The following is a 16,706-nucleotide window of genomic DNA, read 5'->3' as shown; positions in this document are numbered from 1 at the left end:
GCAGCAAGCGGCGACGACGCGCTCGCCAGGCGGTTGCGGCATGCCCGCGTTGGGTCCGGCATCTGCCGCGCCTGCATGCAGCGTGTGTCATGGGCCGGGGGGCAATAGCTGACATCATGGCAAGCAAGGCAGATTCCGCTGCTGCGGCGAGCAGCCGCGAAGAGGTGGGCCGGTCGGCCACACGGTTGATCCGCCAGCTGGGGCTGGTGCGCCTTCTCGCCACGCTGGGCTTTCTGGTCTTTGCCGTTGCGGTGGCGCGCTACAGCACGGAAATGCCGCTGCTGGGCGATGCCGAGAACGCGATGTATGACATGCGCGCGGCCAATTTCGCCAAGAAGGTGGATCAGGACCCGCGCATCCTGATGGTCGTCTATACCGACGATACGCTGATCGACACCGGGCAGCGATCGCCGGTCGACCGCACCATCCTGGCCAATGCGCTGACCAATATCGACAGGATGGGCGCCAAATCGATCGGCATCGATATCCTGTTCGATCAGCCGCAGGATGATGACGAGGCGCTCAAGACCGCGCTGCGCAACATGAACACGCCGACGCATGTCGCCTATGCCAGCAACGCCACCAATACCGAGGCGATCCAGTTCCGCCAGCAGCAGTTTCTCGAACAGTTTCTGAAGGACGTCACCACCGACAAGACCAGGCCGACAAGCATCCGCCTGGTCACCGATTCCGATGGTGTTGCTCGGCGCTGGCCCGATCAGCCCAAAAACCTGCCGCCGATCATGGTGCGCGCGATGACGCCGCCGGACGCTGCCTTTGCCGATTATCGCGGCGCCATCCGCTTCCGCCTGCCGCTGTCATCCGACCGTCCGGTGATCAACAAGCTGCCGATCGACCTGTTTGCCGATCCAGCGAGCGCCGAGTTCGTCGCCAGCGAGGTCAAGGGACGCCACATCCTGATCGGCGGCGATTTCGTCGATTTCGACAAATTCGATACGCCGCTCACCCGGATCGGCGATGTCGTGACCGGCGAATCGCAAATGATCGGGCTGGAAGTGCATGCGCACATGATGTCGCAGCTGCTCGACAAGGATAAGCCGTTTTCCTTCCCCAAATGGTCGTTATGGACCATGGCGCTGGCGGTGGTGATCGCCGGCTGCATCACCGCGATCAGCCAGGCGCGCGCGTGGATCATGGGCCTGCTGCTGGGCACCCAGATCCTGTTCTTCATGACCGCGCCGTTCATCCTGCAATATGCCGGGTTCGACACGCTCAACCTGCCAAGCTTCGGCTGGGCGACGGGATGGCTGCTCGCCTATACCTCGGTCGGCGCGGCAGCGCGGGTGATCGGATCGAAACAGCGCGCCTTTGCGCAGAACGCCCTGGGCAAATATCTGCCCCGCTCGGTCGCGGCGGAAATCCTCAAGGACCCCGACAAGCTGGCACTGCATGGCGAGAAGCGCGAGATTTTCTGCGTCTTCACCGATCTGGAAGGCTTTACCAAGCTCACCCATGCCATCGAGCCGGAAATGGTTGCCTTCCTGCTCAACAACTATCTCGACCGGCTGGCCGATGTCGTGCTGCAATATGGCGGTACGCTCGACAAGTTCGTCGGTGATGCCGTGGTTGCCTTCTGGGGTGCGCCGATCGGCTTTCCCGATGATGGCGAGCGCGCGGTGCGTGCGGCCTGGGCGATGTACGAGGCGGGCGAGGATTTCCGCCGGACCGCGCCCGAAGGCGTGCCGCCGATCGGACGTACTCGGGTGGGGGTGCATTTCGGCGAGGCGATCGTCGGCAATTTCGGGGGCGAGGGGCGCATCCAGTATACCGCGTTCGGCGACAGCATGAACACCGCAGCGCGGCTGGAGGCGGCGAACAAGAATCTCGACACGCGCGTGCTGGTCAGCCGCGAGGCAGCCGAGCGCTCGGGCCTCGACTGGTATCGCCCGATGGGGCGGATCGTGCTAAGGGGACGCGCCAAGCCCGTGGACATTTTCGAGCCCGCGCCAGACAGGCCCGAAAATGAGCGCACGAGTATTGCAGAGCTTGTTGCCGCGCATGAGGCAGGAAATCACGAGGCTGTGGTTCAACTCACATCGCAGCTTGAGGAATTGGGGCAGGAAGAGGCCATCGCGAATCTGTTCAAGCGACTTGGTCAGACACAAAAAGGAGAAAGCTATGTTCTCGGTTGAAAGGAAGTCCGTACTTCGCCGGGCGCTTGCGTTTGGTGCAGTATTCACTCTTGGCATGGCCGCCAGCGGTGCCGCTATGGCCCAGTCCATGGTCGTGCGCTCGGTCGGGCCCTCGGCGGCGCAATATCCCGCCGGCAAGAAGCTGCCCGCCAACACCAAGCTGGTGCTCAAGGCCAGCGACAAGGTGACCGTGCTCGACAAGGCCGGCACGCGCGTGCTGTCCGGCCCCGGATCGTTCACGCTCGATGGCGCGGTCAAGCGCGACCAGACCCAGAGCACGCAGATTGCCAGCCTGCTTGCGACCGGCGGCCCGGCAACGCGCAGCCGCACCGGGGCAGTCCGTGGCGCTCCCGCCAAGGCACCTGCGCCGACCAATGCGCGCAGCCCGAACCTGTGGTTCATCGATGCCGCCAGCCAGTCGGGCAAGTTCTGCGTGGCAGAGCCTGCACGCCTGATGTTCTGGCGCGGCAAGGTGGATCAGGATGTCGAGCTGAAGCTGGCTGGCACCGGTTCGGCCGCGACCATCGCCTGGAAAAAGGGTTCGGGCAACCGGCTGTGGCCGATGACCGAAGTGCCAGTGACCAGCGGCACCAGCTACACGCTCACCGGCCCCGACGGCATGGCGCGCAAGATCGATCTGGTCGTGCTGCCCAGCGTCCCGACCGAGGTTGACGAACTGGCCGGAACGCTGATCGAAAATGGCTGCGAGAATCAGCTCGGCCTGCTGGTCGAGACCATGGCCGCAGCCAGCCAGGCGGCGGGATCGACCGGCGACCGCTAAGACCGTTTATTGGAATTGAGGCCCCGCCTGCACCGTTGCGACCGGTGCGGGCGGGGTTTTTCTATCCGCCATCGCGGCTTGACGGCCCGCGCGCTTTGCAGGCAATGGCAGGGGCATGACGACGTCTGCAAACAGCCCTGCCGATACCGCCCCGCTGATGCTGTTCAACAGCCTCACGCGCTCGCTTGAACCGTTCGAACCGGTCCATCCCGGTGAGGCGCGGGTCTATAGCTGCGGCCCGACGGTCTACAACTATGCGCATCTCGGCAATATGCGCGCCTATGTGTTTGCCGATACGCTGGGCCGGGTGCTCAGCTTCAAGGGCTTTGCGCTCAAGCATATCATCAACATCACCGATGTCGGCCATCTGACCGACGATGCCGATGATGGCGAGGACAAGCTGGAAAAGGCAGCGGCAGAAAGGGCTCAGTCGATCTGGGACATCGCGCGGCACTATACCGAGGCTTTCTGGGACGATATCAAGGCGCTCAACATTCGCCAGCCGGCCGAATGGTCGGTTGCCACCGATTACGTGCCGAAGATGATCGCGTTCGCGGAGTCGATCGCCGACAAGCATTGCTACGAGCTGCCCAGCGGGCTGTATTTCGATGTCTCGACCGTCAGCGACTATGGCGCGCTGGCGCGCGCTGCGACCGAGGCGGGCGAGGGCCGGATCGAGGCGGTCGAAGGCAAGCGCAACGCGCAGGACTTCGCCATCTGGCGCAAGACCCCCGAGGGCGAGAGCCGGCAGATGGAATGGGATTCACCCTGGGGGCGGGGTGCGCCCGGCTGGCATCTCGAATGCTCGGTGATGAGCGAGGCGCTGCTCGGCTTTCCGTTCGACATCCATACTGGCGGCATCGACCATCGCGAGATCCACCACCCCAACGAGATCGCGCAGAACCAGGCCTATGCCTGCTCGCATGGCAGCGGCGCGCGGTTCTGGATGCACAACAACTTCCTGATCGACAGGACCGGCAAGATGTCCAAATCGTCGGGCGAGTTTCTGCGGCTTCCGCTGCTGGTGTCCAAGGGCATCCATCCGCTGGCATACCGGCTGATGTGCCTGCAGGCGCATTATCGCAGCGAGCTGGAGTTCAGCTGGGACAATCTGCTCGCGGCGCTGACGCGGCTCAAGCGGCTGGTGATGGCGGTGGCGGGCTTGCGCAGCCAGGCGCAGGCGGCGGGCGCGGCGGAGCATCCGCGGCTGGTGCAGCTGCTAGGCGATTTCAGCGCGGCGGTGTCCGACGATCTCAATACCGCCAAGGCGCTGACCGTGCTCGACGAGGTGCTGGCGCAGAAAAAGGTTGATGCCGGCCAGCGGCTTGCGGCGGTTGCTGTCATGGACTCGGTGCTGGGGCTCAACCTGCTGGCACTGGACCGCGCCGACCTGCGCCTTCGTCCGGCGAACGCATCTATCGACGCAGACCGGATCGAGCATATGCTGATATTGCGCAAGGAAGCCCGCGCGGAAAAGAATTTCGCTGCTTCTGACGCGATCCGTGACGAACTCGTTGCAGCGGGTGTCGAGGTGATGGACGGCGACCCGCTCGGCTGGGAATGGCGGATTGAGGTTTAAGGACCTGCGCTCCGCACGGATTACCCCCGGGGTAATTGTAGCGGACGGTCCAGCCGCTAATGTGCGGCGATGATGGAACGCGTCTTCTGGGCTATTCTGGCGATGGTTCATATCGCTCCGGCGGCGGCTTTGGTGCGGCCCGGTCTGATCACTCGGTTGTACGGCGTAGCGCAGGATGCGCCCACGTTTCTGCTGCTCCAGCATCGAGCAGCGCTGTTCGCATGCGTTTTTCTGGTCTGCGGTTGGGCGATTTTCGATCCCGGCGTCCGCAGGCTGGCGGTCGTGGTCGCTGCCGTCAGCATGATCGCCTTCCTGGTCCTGTACCGGCTCGGAGGCAGCCCTGCCTCTCTGCAAGTCATTGCGCTGACAGATTTTGCCGCCTTGCCAGTCTTGGCTGCATCCGCCTATCTAGCCTGGAAATAAGCCTCCGTGATGGGGAGAGAGCATGACCAAGGCCGTGATTTCCGCGCTGGTGCGCCCGTTGATCGAGGGCGTCGTCCCTCAAGGCATGCAGGTCGTCTGGATCGGTTCGGCCGACGAGGCGCTGCGCGAGGTGGTCGATGCGGATATCGCCTGGGTCGACATGCACGACAAGCAGGCGATGCGCGACATTATCGCAGCGGGCGAGCAACTGAAATGGGTGTCGACCCTCTATGCCGGGCTCGATCATTTCCCCGTCGACCAGCTGATCGCGCGGGGCACTCGCGTCACCAATGGCGTGGGCGTCAACACCATCGCGGTTGCCGAATATGCGGTGCTGGGCATGCTCAGCATGGCCAAGGGCTATGCCGATGTCGTGCGCGCTGCCGACCGGCGCGAATGGCTCTGGGCCTCGCCTGGCACGGTCGAGCTGGACGAAACGCGCGCGCTGATCATCGGCTATGGCGCGATCGGTTCCGCGATCGGCGACCGGCTCAAGGGCTTTGGCGTCGAGGTCACCGGGGTGGCCCGCACCGCGCGGCCCGACCAGGGCATTCTGGGCGCGAACGAATGGCGCAGCCAGATCGGCGCGTTTGACTGGGTCGTGATCGCGACGCCCTCGACCCGCGAGACCGATGCGCTGATCGGCGCGGACGAGTTGGCGGCGATGAAGGACAGCGCGATCCTGGTCAATATCGCGCGCGGCGAATGTGTCGATCAGGATGCGATGATCGCCGCGCTCAAGGCCAGGAGCATCGCCGGCGCGTTTCTCGACGTCACCACGCCCGAGCCGCTGCCTGCCGATCACGAGCTGTGGTCGCTGCCCAATGTGCAGATCTCGATGCACCTGTCCGGCCGCGCGCAGACGCGGATGTTCCAGCGCTCTGCCGCGCTGTTCGCCGATAATCTCGCCCGCTATGGGCGCGGCGAGGCGCTGGTCAACGAGGTCGATCTGGCACTGGGTTACTGAAGCGCGCCAGGCTCATGCATATTTGGCATGGGCCCGGGCGATCTTCCCGTGATAATCGTTCTTGTAGTACAGCTCGCCATTATAGCCTTTGGCAAAGGCGATACAGTCATCCGGGCTGTTGCTGATCGCCTTGAGCGCGTTGACCAGCTTGCGGTTCTTGATGAAGCTGCAAAAGGCTTTCAGATGCGCGGCCTCTGATACCTTCATTTCGTCCCAGAAAGCCTCGACCGTATCGAAGCCGGCAAGCTTGTGGTTGAAACCCATGATCTGCGCGCCGCCGACCGAGGCGGAGAGGAGCGCGGCGTGCCGATCGAGCTGCATCGCCTTCCAAAGCCGCACATATTCGCCTTGGCCGCCGACATAGAGTTTGCGGTTCCACGCCCGGCTCGAAAGATTGGGGTGGCTGTCGCGATATCGGCCCTCGGTATAGCGGTCGAAGACATGCGCCTCGAACAGGATCTTGGGCAGGTGCGGGCCATCGAGAAAGCCGCCTGCACCGTCGAGCGCCAGGATGTCCGCGCGCACATCCTTGAACCAGCCGCCGCCGCTCTCGACCTCCCAAACGCTGCGGATCTGGGCGCTGGTGCAGCCGAGCGACGTGGCCGCCGCGTTGAAGTCCGCCAGGGTAAGGCCGATCTGCACCTCTGCCGCGCCGCCCGCCCCGGCCCTTGCGATCCCGAGCGTGTCGAGCAAAGTATCGACGGCGGTGACTTCGGCATTGGTAAAGGCCTGGCCCTGGCGCAGGGTCTTGATGGCAGAGAAAACGGGGGCACGGTCCATGGCGCTACTTTTCCATCATTCATCCGGCACATGCGATGCCGGGGCCGCATTCTACAGCGGCCTGGCGGGGGACAAAATTATGATTGGTTAATCGGCCAGGATACTCATTCAATTCCAACATTCAAAGCCGCATCAACCACTGGGCCGGGCTGCCGCCCCGGCGTGCCTCTGGTCGGAAAAAGCGAAGCCCGATCCCGCACTTTTGGCGGGTGACTTGGCCGAATTTTGTGGTTATGCCTTGCGTCACAGCCAGCATGGAGGGCGGATGCCATGCCGGTAGCGAGCCGTTCCGCCCGGGCGTAAACAAGCAGCAAGCGCCGCCCGGACATCCTTTCGGTCGCACGATTGCAACGATGAGCCTTTATTCGGCTTCCGGGGGAGGAATTTCCATGACCAAAGCATCCGATCTGTTCGTCCAATGCCTTGAGGCAGAGGGCGTCGAGTATATCTTCGGCGTTCCCGGCGAGGAGAATCTGGACATGCTCGACTCGCTCAGCCGGTCGACCCAGATCAAGCTCATCCTCACCCGGCACGAACAGGGCGCAGGCTTCATGGCCGCAACCTATGGCCGCCATACCGGCAAGGCGGGCGTCTGCATGGCGACTTTGGGCCCCGGCGCGACCAATTTCGTCACCGCAGCGGCTTATGCGCAGCTTGGCGGCATGCCGATGCTGATGGTGACCGGGCAAAAGCCGATCAAGAAGTCCAAACAGGGCCGGTTCCAGATTCTCGACGTGGTCGACATGATGAAACCGATCACCAAGTTCACCCATCAGCTGGCCAGTGCCGACAACATCCCCAGCCGCGTGCGCGAAGCCTTCCGCCTGGCCGAAGAGGAAAAGCCGGGCGCAGCGCATATCGAATTTCCCGAGGATATTGCCGAGGAAAAGACCGACTCGGTTCCGCTGAAGCCGAGCCAGACCCGCCGTCCCAATGCCGACAAGAAGTCGATCCGCGCCGCGGTCACCGCGCTCGAACAGGCCAAGTCGCCGATCCTGGTGATCGGGGCCGGCGCCAACCGCACGATGACCAGCCGCATGCTGCTGCAGTTCATTGAGAAGACCGGCATTCCGTTCCTGACGACTCAGCTCGGCAAGGGCGTGATCGATGAGCGGCACCCCAAGTTCCTGGGCTGCGCTGCGCTGTCGGCAGGCGATTTCGTCCACCGCGCGGTCGAGGCTGCGGACCTTATCGTCAATATCGGCCATGATGTGATTGAAAAGCCGCCCTTCTTCATGCAGCCGGGCGGCACCCCGGTGATCCATATCTCGACCAAGACGGCGGAGGTGGACCCGGTCTATTTCCCCGAAATCGAGGTGATCGGCGATATCGCCAATGCGATCTGGCAGATGAAGGAAGATATCGTCCCCAATGGCGGGTGGAAGCTCGACCATATGCTGGAATATCGCAAGGCCGAGCTGGAGCATACCAACAAGCTGGCCGAGGACGCGCGCTTCCCGATCTTCCCGCCTTATCTGGTGCAGGAAATCCGCAATGCGATGCCCGATGACGGCATCATCTGCCTGGACAATGGCGTCTACAAGATCTGGTTCGCGCGCGGCTATTGCGCCTATCGCCCCAATACCGTGCTTCTCGACAATGCGCTCGCCACCATGGGCGCGGGCCTGCCCTCGGCGATGATGTCGTCGATGGTCTATCCCGACCGCAAGGTGCTGGCGATCTGCGGCGATGGCGGCTTCATGATGAACAGCCAGGAGATGGAAACCGCCGTCCGGCTGAAGCTCAACATGACCGTGCTGATCCTCAACGACAACAGCTATGGCATGATCCGCTGGAAGCAGGCGAACATGGGCTTCAAGGATTGGGGCCTGACCTATGGCAACCCCGACTTCGTCAAATATGCCGAGGCTTATGGCGCCAACGGCTATCGCGTCGAAAGCGCCGAGCATCTGAAGGAGCTGCTCGCCCATACGCGCGACACGCCAGGGGTGCACCTCATCGATTGTCCGGTTGATTATTCGGAGAACGATCAGATCTTGAACATCGACATCAAGAAGATGGCGAAAGAGCTTTAGTACCGCGCACGCCCTCTCCCCTGAAGGGGGGAGGGCTTCAAGGGATCCGACATGACCAGCCTCAAATCCGTCTACCCGCTCTATCTGAACAACGAGGCGCAGCAGCCCAATACCGATCTTGAGGTGACCGACAAGTTCACCGGCGAGGTCGCGTTCCGCGTTGCCCAGGCCGATGCGGCGACGATCGATGCGGCGATTGCAGGGGCGGTTGAGGCGGCAGAGCCGATGGCGGCGATGCCGAGCTATGAGCGGCAGAATGTGCTCAACCACTGCGTCACTCGCTTCAAGGAGCGGTTCGACGAGCTGGCTTATGCGCTGTGCGTCGAGGCGGGCAAGCCGATCAAGGATTCGGAGGGCGAGGTCAGCCGTCTGATCGACACCTTCCGCATCGCCGCAGAGGAATCGGTGCGCATGGCCGGCGAGGTCCAGACTATGGACATCAGCCCGCGCGCCAAGGGCTATCGCGGCATGTGGAAGCGCGTGCCGATCGGTCCGTGCTCGTTCATTTCGCCGTTCAACTTCCCGCTCAATCTCGCTGCGCACAAGGTCGCGCCCGCCATCGCGGTCGGCTGCCCGTTCGTGATGAAACCCGCCAGCCGCACGCCGCTGGGCGCGATCATCATGGGCGAGGTGCTGGCCGAGACCAATCTGCCCAAGGGCGCGTTCTCGATCCTGCCCGCCAGCCGCGACGGCGCGGACCTGTTCACCACCGATGACCGGCTCAAGCTTTTGTCCTTCACCGGATCGCCCGATGTGGGCTGGGACCTCAAGGCGCGCTGCGGCAAGAAGAAGGTGGTGTTGGAGCTGGGCGGCAACGCGGCGGTCATCATCGATGCCGATGCGAACCTTGAAGACGCGATGGAGCGCGTGATCTTCGGTGCGTTCTACCAGTCGGGCCAGAGCTGCATCGGCGTGCAGCGGATCCTGATCCATGCCGATATCTACGACAAGTTCCGCGACATGCTGGTTGCCAAGACCGCGACGCTGGTCGCTGGCGACCCCAAGCATCGCGATACGTTCATCGGCCCGATGATCCATGTGAAAGAGGCCACCCGGCTTGATGGCTGGGTCCAAGAAGCCGTGGCCAAGGGCGGCACGCTGCTGTGCGGCGGCAAGCGCGATGGCGCGATGCTCGAAGCGACGCTGCTCGAAAACGTGCCGCATGACGCCAAAATCGTCACCGAAGAGGCGTTCGGCCCGGTCGCGGTGCTGTCGAGCTTCACCGATTTCAAGGCGGCGATGGCCGAGGTGAACAACAGCAAGTTCGGGCTTCAGGCAGGCGTGTTCACCCGCGACCTGTTCAAGATGTTCGATTGCTGGGATCATCTCGATGTCGGCGGCGTCGTCATCAACGACGTGCCCAGCTTCCGCATCGACAACATGCCCTATGGCGGCGTCAAGGATTCCGGCCTTGGCCGCGAGGGCATCCGCTTTGCGATGGAGGACATGACCGAGATCCGCAATCTGCTGATCCGGGGCGGCTGAGCGATCAGCTTGTTCCCTCGATCAGCAGCAAGATCGATGAGGTCACGAAAAAGCCCTTGAAGACGGCAAACGCGGCGATCCACGTGCCCTTGAGCCTGGAAATGCCCAGCTCCCGGATGAACCAGCGCGCCTGCAGCACGGTGTACCAGATTAGGGTCGCCAGGAAGATCGGGAAACCGATATACAGCCCGTCATAATAGCTGCCCATGATTTCGTATTCGTATGTCGTGTCGCTCATGAAGGCGAGCGCGACATAATTGGCGAGCCCGAACGGCGCGGCGACGAAGCACTGGCTGTAAAAGGGCGGGCGCAGCGAGCCGCGGTCGATGGCGATCCTGCGGTGGCGCAGCAGGTCCATCGCCAGCAGCAGCGGATAAATGCTGAAAATGAAGGCGGTGAACATCAGGTCGTTCTTCCAGTCCTTCAGGAATTCCGGCGTGGTCTTGAGCGCCTCCTGGACGGCTTCCGGTCCGACGATCGCATCGCTGACCGTGCTGGCCAGCGCGATGGTGATCATGAGGAAGACGGGCGGATTGATGGTGCTTTCATAGCGCTGCTGCGGACGGTCATCGAGCTCATCATCGGCATAAGCCATCATCTCGGTCGGGCGGAATAACGAGAGCAGAAAGGTGCGCGGATAAAAATACAACCAGCTGACGATCTCGAACAATATGTCCTCGACCGAGCGCAGCAACCCCATGAAATCCATCGGCAACTCCCCCTGTTGCCGACAAGATACCAAAGCGCCGGCCGGTCGCAAGAGCTGCCGGCAACGCCTTCAGGGCAGGGGCCGCATCGCCCGCGCCGAGCGATGCGGCCTGCGTTCAGGGCGTGACCACTACCCCGCCGAGCGAGGGGGATGCATTGAAGAAGTCGTGCGCCTCTTCGCCGATCGCGAGGCCCAGCGGTACGCCGCCGATATTCTCGCCATCGCGGCGCGGTATGCCATCGAACCGCCAATGGACGCCCAGATAGATGCGGCTCACCGAGTTTTCCCACACCGCCTCGGCAAAATTGTCGAAACTCTTTTCCACCCGGGTGCGGGTCGATCCGTCGGGATCGCTGGCGATGCCGTCGAGCTCATCGGAGACGAAGCTGAAGGTCTCCTTGGCGATCGGCGCGCTGTCATGTGTTTCGATATCGAGCACATCCTTCAGCGTGATCGGCCCCGGTGCGGTGTTGAGCGCCAGCCGCAAGGTCTGGAACAGCGCTGCGCCGAACGTGGCATGGCCCGATGGATAAGCCGGGAAGTTGGGCGTGCGCGTGCTCGGCCCTGCGGTATTGGTCTGCGGCGCGCCCAGCGGAGCCCAGAACGGATCGCCACCGCGCGTTGCATCCTCTTCGCGCAGGCCGACCACGGGCCGCCAAAGGTCATATTGATATTTCCAGTGCCACGCGTCGATTCCCGCATCGGCCATGGCGACGTTGAGCTGCGCGAACAGTTCGGCCGCGCGCGGAATGTTGAGCGCCAGCGGTTCGACCACCCGGCGGGCGACCTGGTTGTACAGCCGTGGCGGTACGCCGAGGTTCATCGCGCCATCATAGCCCCAATAGACGCCGATGCGTTCCTGTTCGGCGGTCCGCTGGCCGCGCGTCCTGGCGCCGAATTCGCGCACCTCGTCAAAGTCGTCCCTGTAGTCGGGATTGCTGAGATAGTCGGAAAGCCCAAGTCCGGGAAACGGGTCGAGCGGCTGGTTGGCGGCGCCGGTAAAGCGCGTGACATTGCCCCAGACGGGTCCCAACCGGTTCTGCCCAGGCTGGAACGGATCGGCGCGATGCTGGCCATAGACCGGATTGGCCGGCTGGTTGGTGGCGATGTCGATATTCGATCCATCCGCCGCGCGCGCATCAAGGATCGCCTGTCCGACCTGCTGGCCATAGGCAAAGCGGCCTGCGTTCACCGCTCCGGTCGAATCATCGATATAGATGCCATAGCGCGGGTACATCGCCTTCAGCGTCACCACCGCCGCGCCGGCGATGATGTCGCCAACGCTGCCAGCCGGTGCCGGGCCGATGCTGTTGGCTATGCCCTTCTTGCTCAGCCAGGCCGCGCCGGTATTGCCGCTGCTGAACGCGACGGCATCATGGATGGCAAGATGAACGATCGCCATGGCCCGCGAAGTACGGATAGGGCCGGGCTGCTGGGCGTTGTTGAAACCGCGTGTAAAGTCACGGCGCGAGCACTCAAGAAGAATGGCATTCCAATATAATACCGGATTCATGATAATTTCCTTCAGGCAAGCGTCATCGGCCTGCCGATCGAGGGCAGGGTGAGGCATGGACAAGCAATCCCGATCACCAAAATGGTGATTTCGGGCGTTGAGGATCTTTGATGTTTATGGGCGTGATGGCATCGACCACGGCCTTGGTTCACGCGAGGAGCGGTTTACTTCGTGTTACATGAACTAGATAGGACGGATACGACAGTTTCAGCGTTAAACGTGTGTTGAGCATGAAGGCGGTATCAGCCGGGATAGCGGATCGCCATGACCTCATATTCCCTGGTTCCCGCCGGCAGCCGCACCGTGCGCAGATCGCCGATAGCGGCACCGCGCAGCGCGCGCGCCAGCGGGGCGTTCCAGCCGATCCGGCCCTGTGCGGCATCCTGCTCGTCATCGCCGACCAGCGTCAGCGTCCGCCAGTTATCGTCCTCATCGGCAATGTCGACTTCGGCTCCGAACCACACCCGGCTCTTGTCGGCCTGTTCGGCAGGGTCGATGACCCGCGCGGCCTTCATCTTGCGGGCCAGGCGATTGAGTTCGCGGTCGATCTCGCGCATCCGCTTGCGGCCGTAGAGATAGTCGCCGTTTTCGCTGCGATCGCCATTGCCCGCTGCCCAGCTGACGATCTCGACAATCGCGGGCCGCTCGACGCCGAGCAGCTGGTCGTAGCGCGCCTTCAGGGCGGCATAGCCTTGCGGGGTGATGTGGTTGGGACGGTCCATTGCCTGCCCCATAGCGCCAATTTTCGCGGTTTACATCACCCCGGCGAATTCTTGCCGAGATAGCGGCTGAGCTTGTCACGCCCGCGCATATTGGCGCGTTCGGGGTGCATCACGTCATAGACCACCGCATTTTCCAGCACGCGCTGGACATAGTTCTTGGTCTCGAAGATCGGGATGCGCTCGACCCACTCGACGATATCGATGCCGCCCATGCGCGGGTCGCCATTGGCGCGCAGCCATTTGTTCACATTGCCGGGGCCAGCATTGTACGCCGCCACCGCCAGCGGATAGCTGCCGCCGAAATAGTCCATCATGCGGCTGAAATAGCCCGCGCCGAGCTGGATATTATACTGGGTGTCATCGGTCAGCGCGCCGAGCGAATAGCTCAACCCCATCTTTCCTGCCTGCTCGCGGGCGGTGCCCGGCATCAGCTGCATCAGGCCGCGTGCCCCTGCATGGCTGACGGCATTGGGGGCGTACTGGCTTTCCTGACGGGTGATGGCGTGGATCATCGTCCAGCTGCTCAGCGATCCGGGCGGGACCGGCATTTGCGGGAAGGCGAGCGATTGCAGATCGTCTACCCCCTTGGAGCGGGCCGCCTGGCCGACGATCACCGCAAGGTCGCGCCGCCCGATCTGCCGTGCCAGCTCTGCGGCCAGCACATGCTCTTCGGGGGTCTTGGCCGAAGCCGCGACCGCGCCAAAGAAACGCCGCTGGGTCGGCCAGTCGCCGCTGCGCGAGATCGCCTGAGTCGCCTGAACCAGCGAGCTGGCGTTGAAGCGCCCGCGCTCGACCGCGCTCACCTGCACGCGCGGCGCTTCGGCAAAGGGCGCGATTTCGCGGCCCAGTCGCTCGGTGGCCAGCTGGCCGTAATAATGGTCGGGATAGGCGGCAGCCATTTCGAAATAGCGCATCGCCTCGGCCTGATCGCCCGAGACGGCTGCTGCGCGGCCCGCCCAGTAGAAGCCCTTGGAGCGGGTCTGCGGGGTGCGCGCACCGCCGCCATAGCGTGCGAACATGCCGATGGCATCGCGCGGGCGTCCCAGATTCTGCAGCGCCACCGTACCCGCCAGCCAGGTCAGGCTGGTATAATCGTCGCGCACGCCCAGGCTCTCGTCGGATATGTCATGGCCCTGGGCAAAGGCATCATCGACCTTGGACGCGATATCGAAGGCAAGCGCATATTGCCCGTCATTGCTCGCGGCGCGCGCCTGGCTCAGCAGCAGCTCGTACCAGCCTTCCGCATTGACCGGGCGATATTGCAGGGCCGGGCGGCTTGCCAGCATTTGCCGCGCCAGGGTCCAGTTGCCGGTATCGACCAGACGCCGCGCGCGCTGGGCGACATAGCCGGAATCGCGCATCGCCTCTGCGCCCAGCGATCCGGCCAGCGCATCGGCATCGGGCAGGTTCTTCAGCATCGCGAGGCGCGCGGCGAACACCGCGCGGCGCTCTGCCGAAACATAGCCGAACTGCTCCTCGGCATCGGGCGTCGCCCTGGCCCAGAGCAAAGCATCCATCCGTGCGTCATGATCGGCAGCGGTGAAGTCCGTCCCAAAGCGGCTGAACAGCTGCATCTTGTCCTCGGGCATCATCGTGCCGCCGCGCCAGGCGGCGACCGCTACCCCGCGCGCCGCATCGCGCTGACCCATGGCATCGAGCGCCATCGCGTAGCGCGCGCGGCCGACATTGGTCAGCGGCGGGAAACGGTTGAAGAATGCGACCACCTCTTGCGGCGCAGCAGGACCTGCTCCCAGCGCCTGTTCGGCATTGCGGCGCATCTTGTCCTCATCGGGCCAGCCGGGGTTGGAGATCAGGAAGCTCGCAAAGGTCGAGAAGGTATAGTTGTTGGGCGTCGTGGTCAGCGACCGCCAATTGGCGATCGTGCCGGACATGTCGGCGGGCATGGACTGCAGCAGGTTGGCGCGCGCGCGGTCCCAGTCGCTGCCATCGCCGGTGCGGCTGGGGGCCGTCGCCGCGTAATCGGCGCTCTGATCGCTGGCGAGACAGGCGGCGGGCACGCCGAGCAGGGGCAGGGCGAGTAGCGCGGCGGTACTGCGCGCGATTGCAATTCGTGAAACCATGCTGGACATGATGCGCTTTCGATCCTTATCAGGCGCTGAACACGCAACCTTCGTGTGATTGCATTCGTTCTTGCCTGATTTGCGGGCAAGGTAAAGGAGCTACCCGATGTTTTCCGGCTCAATTCCGGCCCTTGCGACCCCCTTCCGCGACGGAGCGTTTGACGAGCCCGCGTTTCGCGCGCTGATCGACTGGCAGATCGAGAACGGCAGTTCCGGGCTGGTCCCCTGCGGCACCACCGGCGAGGCCGCGACCATGTCGATCGAGGAGCATGACTATGTCGTGCGGGTGTGCGTCGAACAGGCGGCCGGGCGTGTGCCGGTGATCGCCGGATGCGGATCGAACGACACTAATGTCGCCATCGGCCATATGCTCAACGCCAAAAAGGCAGGGGCCAGCGCTGCGCTGGTCGTGCCGCCTTATTACAACCGCCCCGGCCAGGACGGCGTGCGCGCGCATTTCAAGGCGCTGACCGAGGCATGCGACCTGCCGATCATGCTGTACAATGTGCCCGCGCGCACGGTGACCGACATCAAGGTCGAGACCATGGCCAAGCTGTCGCGTTTCCCGACCATCATCGGCGTCAAGGATGCGACCGGTGACCTCGAACGCGTGAGCGCGCAGCGGGCGCAGTGCGGCAAGAAATTCTGCCAGATGTCGGGCAATGACGAGCTGGCGCTGGGCCATCGCGCGATGGGCGGGGTCGGCTGCATTTCGGTCACCGCCAATGTCGCGCCGTCGCTGTGCGCGCAGTTCCAGTCGGCACTGGCCAAGGGCGATTACAAGACCGCGCTGGCGCTCAACGACCGGCTGTATCCGCTGCATTCGGCGATGTTCTCCGATGCCTCGCCGGGCCCGGTGAAATATGCGCTGCACCGTATCCGTCCGGATTTCCTGCCCGATCTGCGCCTGCCGATGACCCCGCCCGACAAGAAGAGCCGCAAGGCGGTTGACGCCGCGCTCGTCCATGCTGGGTTGATCTGATGGCGCGGCCCAAGCCGGAGACATTCGACAAGAAGAAGATCGTCGCCGAGAACCGGCGCGCCCGCTACGACTATGCCATCGATACCGTCTACGAAGCCGGGATCGCGCTGACCGGTACCGAGGTCAAGTCGCTGCGCTTTGGCGAGGGCACGATCGCGGAAAGCTATGCCGAGATCAAGGACGAGCAGGTCTGGCTGATCAACTCGAACATTCCCGAATACAGCCATGGCAATCGCGAAAACCACGAGCCCAAGCGCCCGCGCAAGCTGCTGCTCCACGCGCGCGAGATCGCCAAGCTGCATGGTGCCGTCAACCGCCAGGGGATGACGCTGGTGCCGCTGTCGGTGTTCTTCAACGGCCGCGGCCGCGCCAAGGTCGAACTCGCACTTGCCAAGGGCAAGAAGGCCCCCGACAAGCGCGCGGCGACCAAGGAACGCGAATGGAAGCGCGAGCAAGGACGGTTGATGCGGGACCGTGGCTGATCGCACCTGCCTC

At 63.5% G+C, this 16,706-nt stretch carries 14 protein-coding genes; 9 read left to right on the top strand and 5 right to left on the bottom strand.

What is annotated here, in order from left to right; all coding sequences use genetic code 11:
- Window positions 1-116 precede the first annotated feature (116 nt).
- From OU999_06470 to OU999_06450, 5 genes are all read left to right on the top strand, one after another.
- Window positions 117-2,153, top strand: a complete 2,037-nt coding sequence (locus OU999_06470) for an adenylate/guanylate cyclase domain-containing protein (protein WAC24824.1) — start codon at window positions 117-119, stop codon at window positions 2,151-2,153.
- Between the two features lie 76 nt (window positions 2,154-2,229).
- On the top strand, window positions 2,230-2,934 hold the full coding sequence (locus tag OU999_06465; GenBank protein ID WAC24823.1) for a hypothetical protein: 705 nt from the start codon (window positions 2,230-2,232) through the stop codon (window positions 2,932-2,934).
- A gap of 115 nt (window positions 2,935-3,049) precedes the next feature.
- Window positions 3,050-4,513, top strand: a complete 1,464-nt coding sequence (gene cysS, locus OU999_06460; protein ID WAC24822.1) for a cysteine--tRNA ligase — start codon at window positions 3,050-3,052, stop codon at window positions 4,511-4,513.
- A gap of 69 nt (window positions 4,514-4,582) precedes the next feature.
- A complete protein-coding gene (locus OU999_06455; protein ID WAC24821.1) occupies window positions 4,583-4,936 on the top strand; it encodes a hypothetical protein in 354 nt (117 codons plus the stop codon).
- 22 nt (window positions 4,937-4,958) lie between these two features.
- Window positions 4,959-5,903, top strand: coding sequence for a D-2-hydroxyacid dehydrogenase (locus OU999_06450; protein WAC24820.1), 945 nt, complete (start codon window positions 4,959-4,961; stop codon window positions 5,901-5,903).
- A gap of 12 nt (window positions 5,904-5,915) precedes the next feature.
- Here OU999_06450 and OU999_06445 read toward each other — a convergent pair whose 3' ends face one another.
- Window positions 5,916-6,683: an N-acetylmuramidase family protein gene (locus OU999_06445; protein WAC24819.1), complete on the bottom strand. Its 768-nt coding sequence runs from the start codon at window positions 6,681-6,683 to the stop codon at window positions 5,916-5,918.
- Window positions 6,684-7,072: 389 nt separating this feature from the next.
- On the opposite strand from OU999_06445, the gene OU999_06440 reads away from it, so the two are divergent.
- Both OU999_06440 and OU999_06435 read left to right on the top strand, forming a co-directional pair.
- Entirely contained in the window at window positions 7,073-8,719 is a 1,647-nt protein-coding gene (locus OU999_06440; GenBank protein ID WAC24818.1) for an acetolactate synthase large subunit, read from the top strand.
- Between the two features lie 51 nt (window positions 8,720-8,770).
- Window positions 8,771-10,204: an aldehyde dehydrogenase family protein gene (locus tag OU999_06435; GenBank protein WAC24817.1), complete on the top strand. Its 1,434-nt coding sequence runs from the start codon at window positions 8,771-8,773 to the stop codon at window positions 10,202-10,204.
- Between the two features lie 4 nt (window positions 10,205-10,208).
- Here OU999_06435 and OU999_06430 read toward each other — a convergent pair whose 3' ends face one another.
- The 4 genes from OU999_06430 to OU999_06415 form a co-directional block, all read right to left on the bottom strand.
- A complete protein-coding gene (locus tag OU999_06430) occupies window positions 10,209-10,913 on the bottom strand; it encodes a hypothetical protein (GenBank protein WAC24816.1) in 705 nt (234 codons plus the stop codon).
- Between the two features lie 115 nt (window positions 10,914-11,028).
- Window positions 11,029-12,426, bottom strand: coding sequence for a hypothetical protein (locus tag OU999_06425; GenBank protein WAC24815.1), 1,398 nt, complete (start codon window positions 12,424-12,426; stop codon window positions 11,029-11,031).
- Window positions 12,427-12,668: 242 nt separating this feature from the next.
- Window positions 12,669-13,148, bottom strand: a complete 480-nt coding sequence (locus OU999_06420; GenBank protein WAC24814.1) for a GreA/GreB family elongation factor — start codon at window positions 13,146-13,148, stop codon at window positions 12,669-12,671.
- A gap of 35 nt (window positions 13,149-13,183) precedes the next feature.
- Entirely contained in the window at window positions 13,184-15,238 is a 2,055-nt protein-coding gene (locus OU999_06415) for a lytic transglycosylase domain-containing protein (protein ID WAC24813.1), read from the bottom strand.
- Window positions 15,239-15,335: 97 nt separating this feature from the next.
- On the opposite strand from OU999_06415, the gene dapA reads away from it, so the two are divergent.
- Together dapA and smpB are read left to right on the top strand one after the other, a co-directional pair.
- Window positions 15,336-16,211 carry a 4-hydroxy-tetrahydrodipicolinate synthase gene (gene dapA, locus OU999_06410; GenBank protein ID WAC24812.1) on the top strand — a complete coding sequence of 292 codons (876 nt, stop codon included), beginning with the start codon at window positions 15,336-15,338 and terminating at the stop codon, window positions 16,209-16,211.
- Window positions 16,211-16,693, top strand: a complete 483-nt coding sequence (gene smpB, locus OU999_06405) for an SsrA-binding protein SmpB (GenBank protein WAC24811.1) — start codon at window positions 16,211-16,213, stop codon at window positions 16,691-16,693. The genes dapA and smpB overlap by 1 nt, the downstream gene beginning before the upstream one ends.
- The last annotated feature ends 13 nt before the right edge of the window (window positions 16,694-16,706 follow it).

This window comes from Blastomonas sp. SL216 (assembly GCA_026625625.1).
In the GTDB taxonomy this organism is placed as follows: Bacteria; Pseudomonadota; Alphaproteobacteria; order Sphingomonadales; family Sphingomonadaceae; genus Blastomonas.
This window is presented reverse-complemented; position numbering and strand designations above follow the sequence as displayed.

Excerpts from the sequence above, each read along its gene's own strand:
- OU999_06470 (WAC24824.1), top strand. The coding sequence starts at position 117 with ATGGCAAGCAAGGCAGATTCCGCTGCTGCGGCGAGCAGCCGCGAAGAG.
- OU999_06465 (WAC24823.1), top strand. The coding sequence starts at position 2,230 with ATGGCCCAGTCCATGGTCGTGCGCTCGGTCGGGCCCTCGGCGGCGCAA.
- cysS (WAC24822.1), top strand. The coding sequence starts at position 3,050 with ATGACGACGTCTGCAAACAGCCCTGCCGATACCGCCCCGCTGATGCTG.
- OU999_06455 (WAC24821.1), top strand. The coding sequence starts at position 4,583 with ATGATGGAACGCGTCTTCTGGGCTATTCTGGCGATGGTTCATATCGCT.
- OU999_06450 (WAC24820.1), top strand. The coding sequence starts at position 4,959 with ATGACCAAGGCCGTGATTTCCGCGCTGGTGCGCCCGTTGATCGAGGGC.
- OU999_06445 (WAC24819.1), bottom strand. The coding sequence starts at position 6,683 with ATGGACCGTGCCCCCGTTTTCTCTGCCATCAAGACCCTGCGCCAGGGC.
- OU999_06440 (WAC24818.1), top strand. The coding sequence starts at position 7,073 with ATGACCAAAGCATCCGATCTGTTCGTCCAATGCCTTGAGGCAGAGGGC.
- OU999_06435 (WAC24817.1), top strand. The coding sequence starts at position 8,771 with ATGACCAGCCTCAAATCCGTCTACCCGCTCTATCTGAACAACGAGGCG.
- OU999_06430 (WAC24816.1), bottom strand. The coding sequence starts at position 10,913 with ATGGATTTCATGGGGTTGCTGCGCTCGGTCGAGGACATATTGTTCGAG.
- OU999_06425 (WAC24815.1), bottom strand. The coding sequence starts at position 12,426 with ATGAATCCGGTATTATATTGGAATGCCATTCTTCTTGAGTGCTCGCGC.
- OU999_06420 (WAC24814.1), bottom strand. The coding sequence starts at position 13,148 with ATGGACCGTCCCAACCACATCACCCCGCAAGGCTATGCCGCCCTGAAG.
- OU999_06415 (WAC24813.1), bottom strand. The coding sequence starts at position 15,238 with ATGTCCAGCATGGTTTCACGAATTGCAATCGCGCGCAGTACCGCCGCG.
- dapA (WAC24812.1), top strand. The coding sequence starts at position 15,336 with ATGTTTTCCGGCTCAATTCCGGCCCTTGCGACCCCCTTCCGCGACGGA.
- smpB (WAC24811.1), top strand. The coding sequence starts at position 16,211 with ATGGCGCGGCCCAAGCCGGAGACATTCGACAAGAAGAAGATCGTCGCC.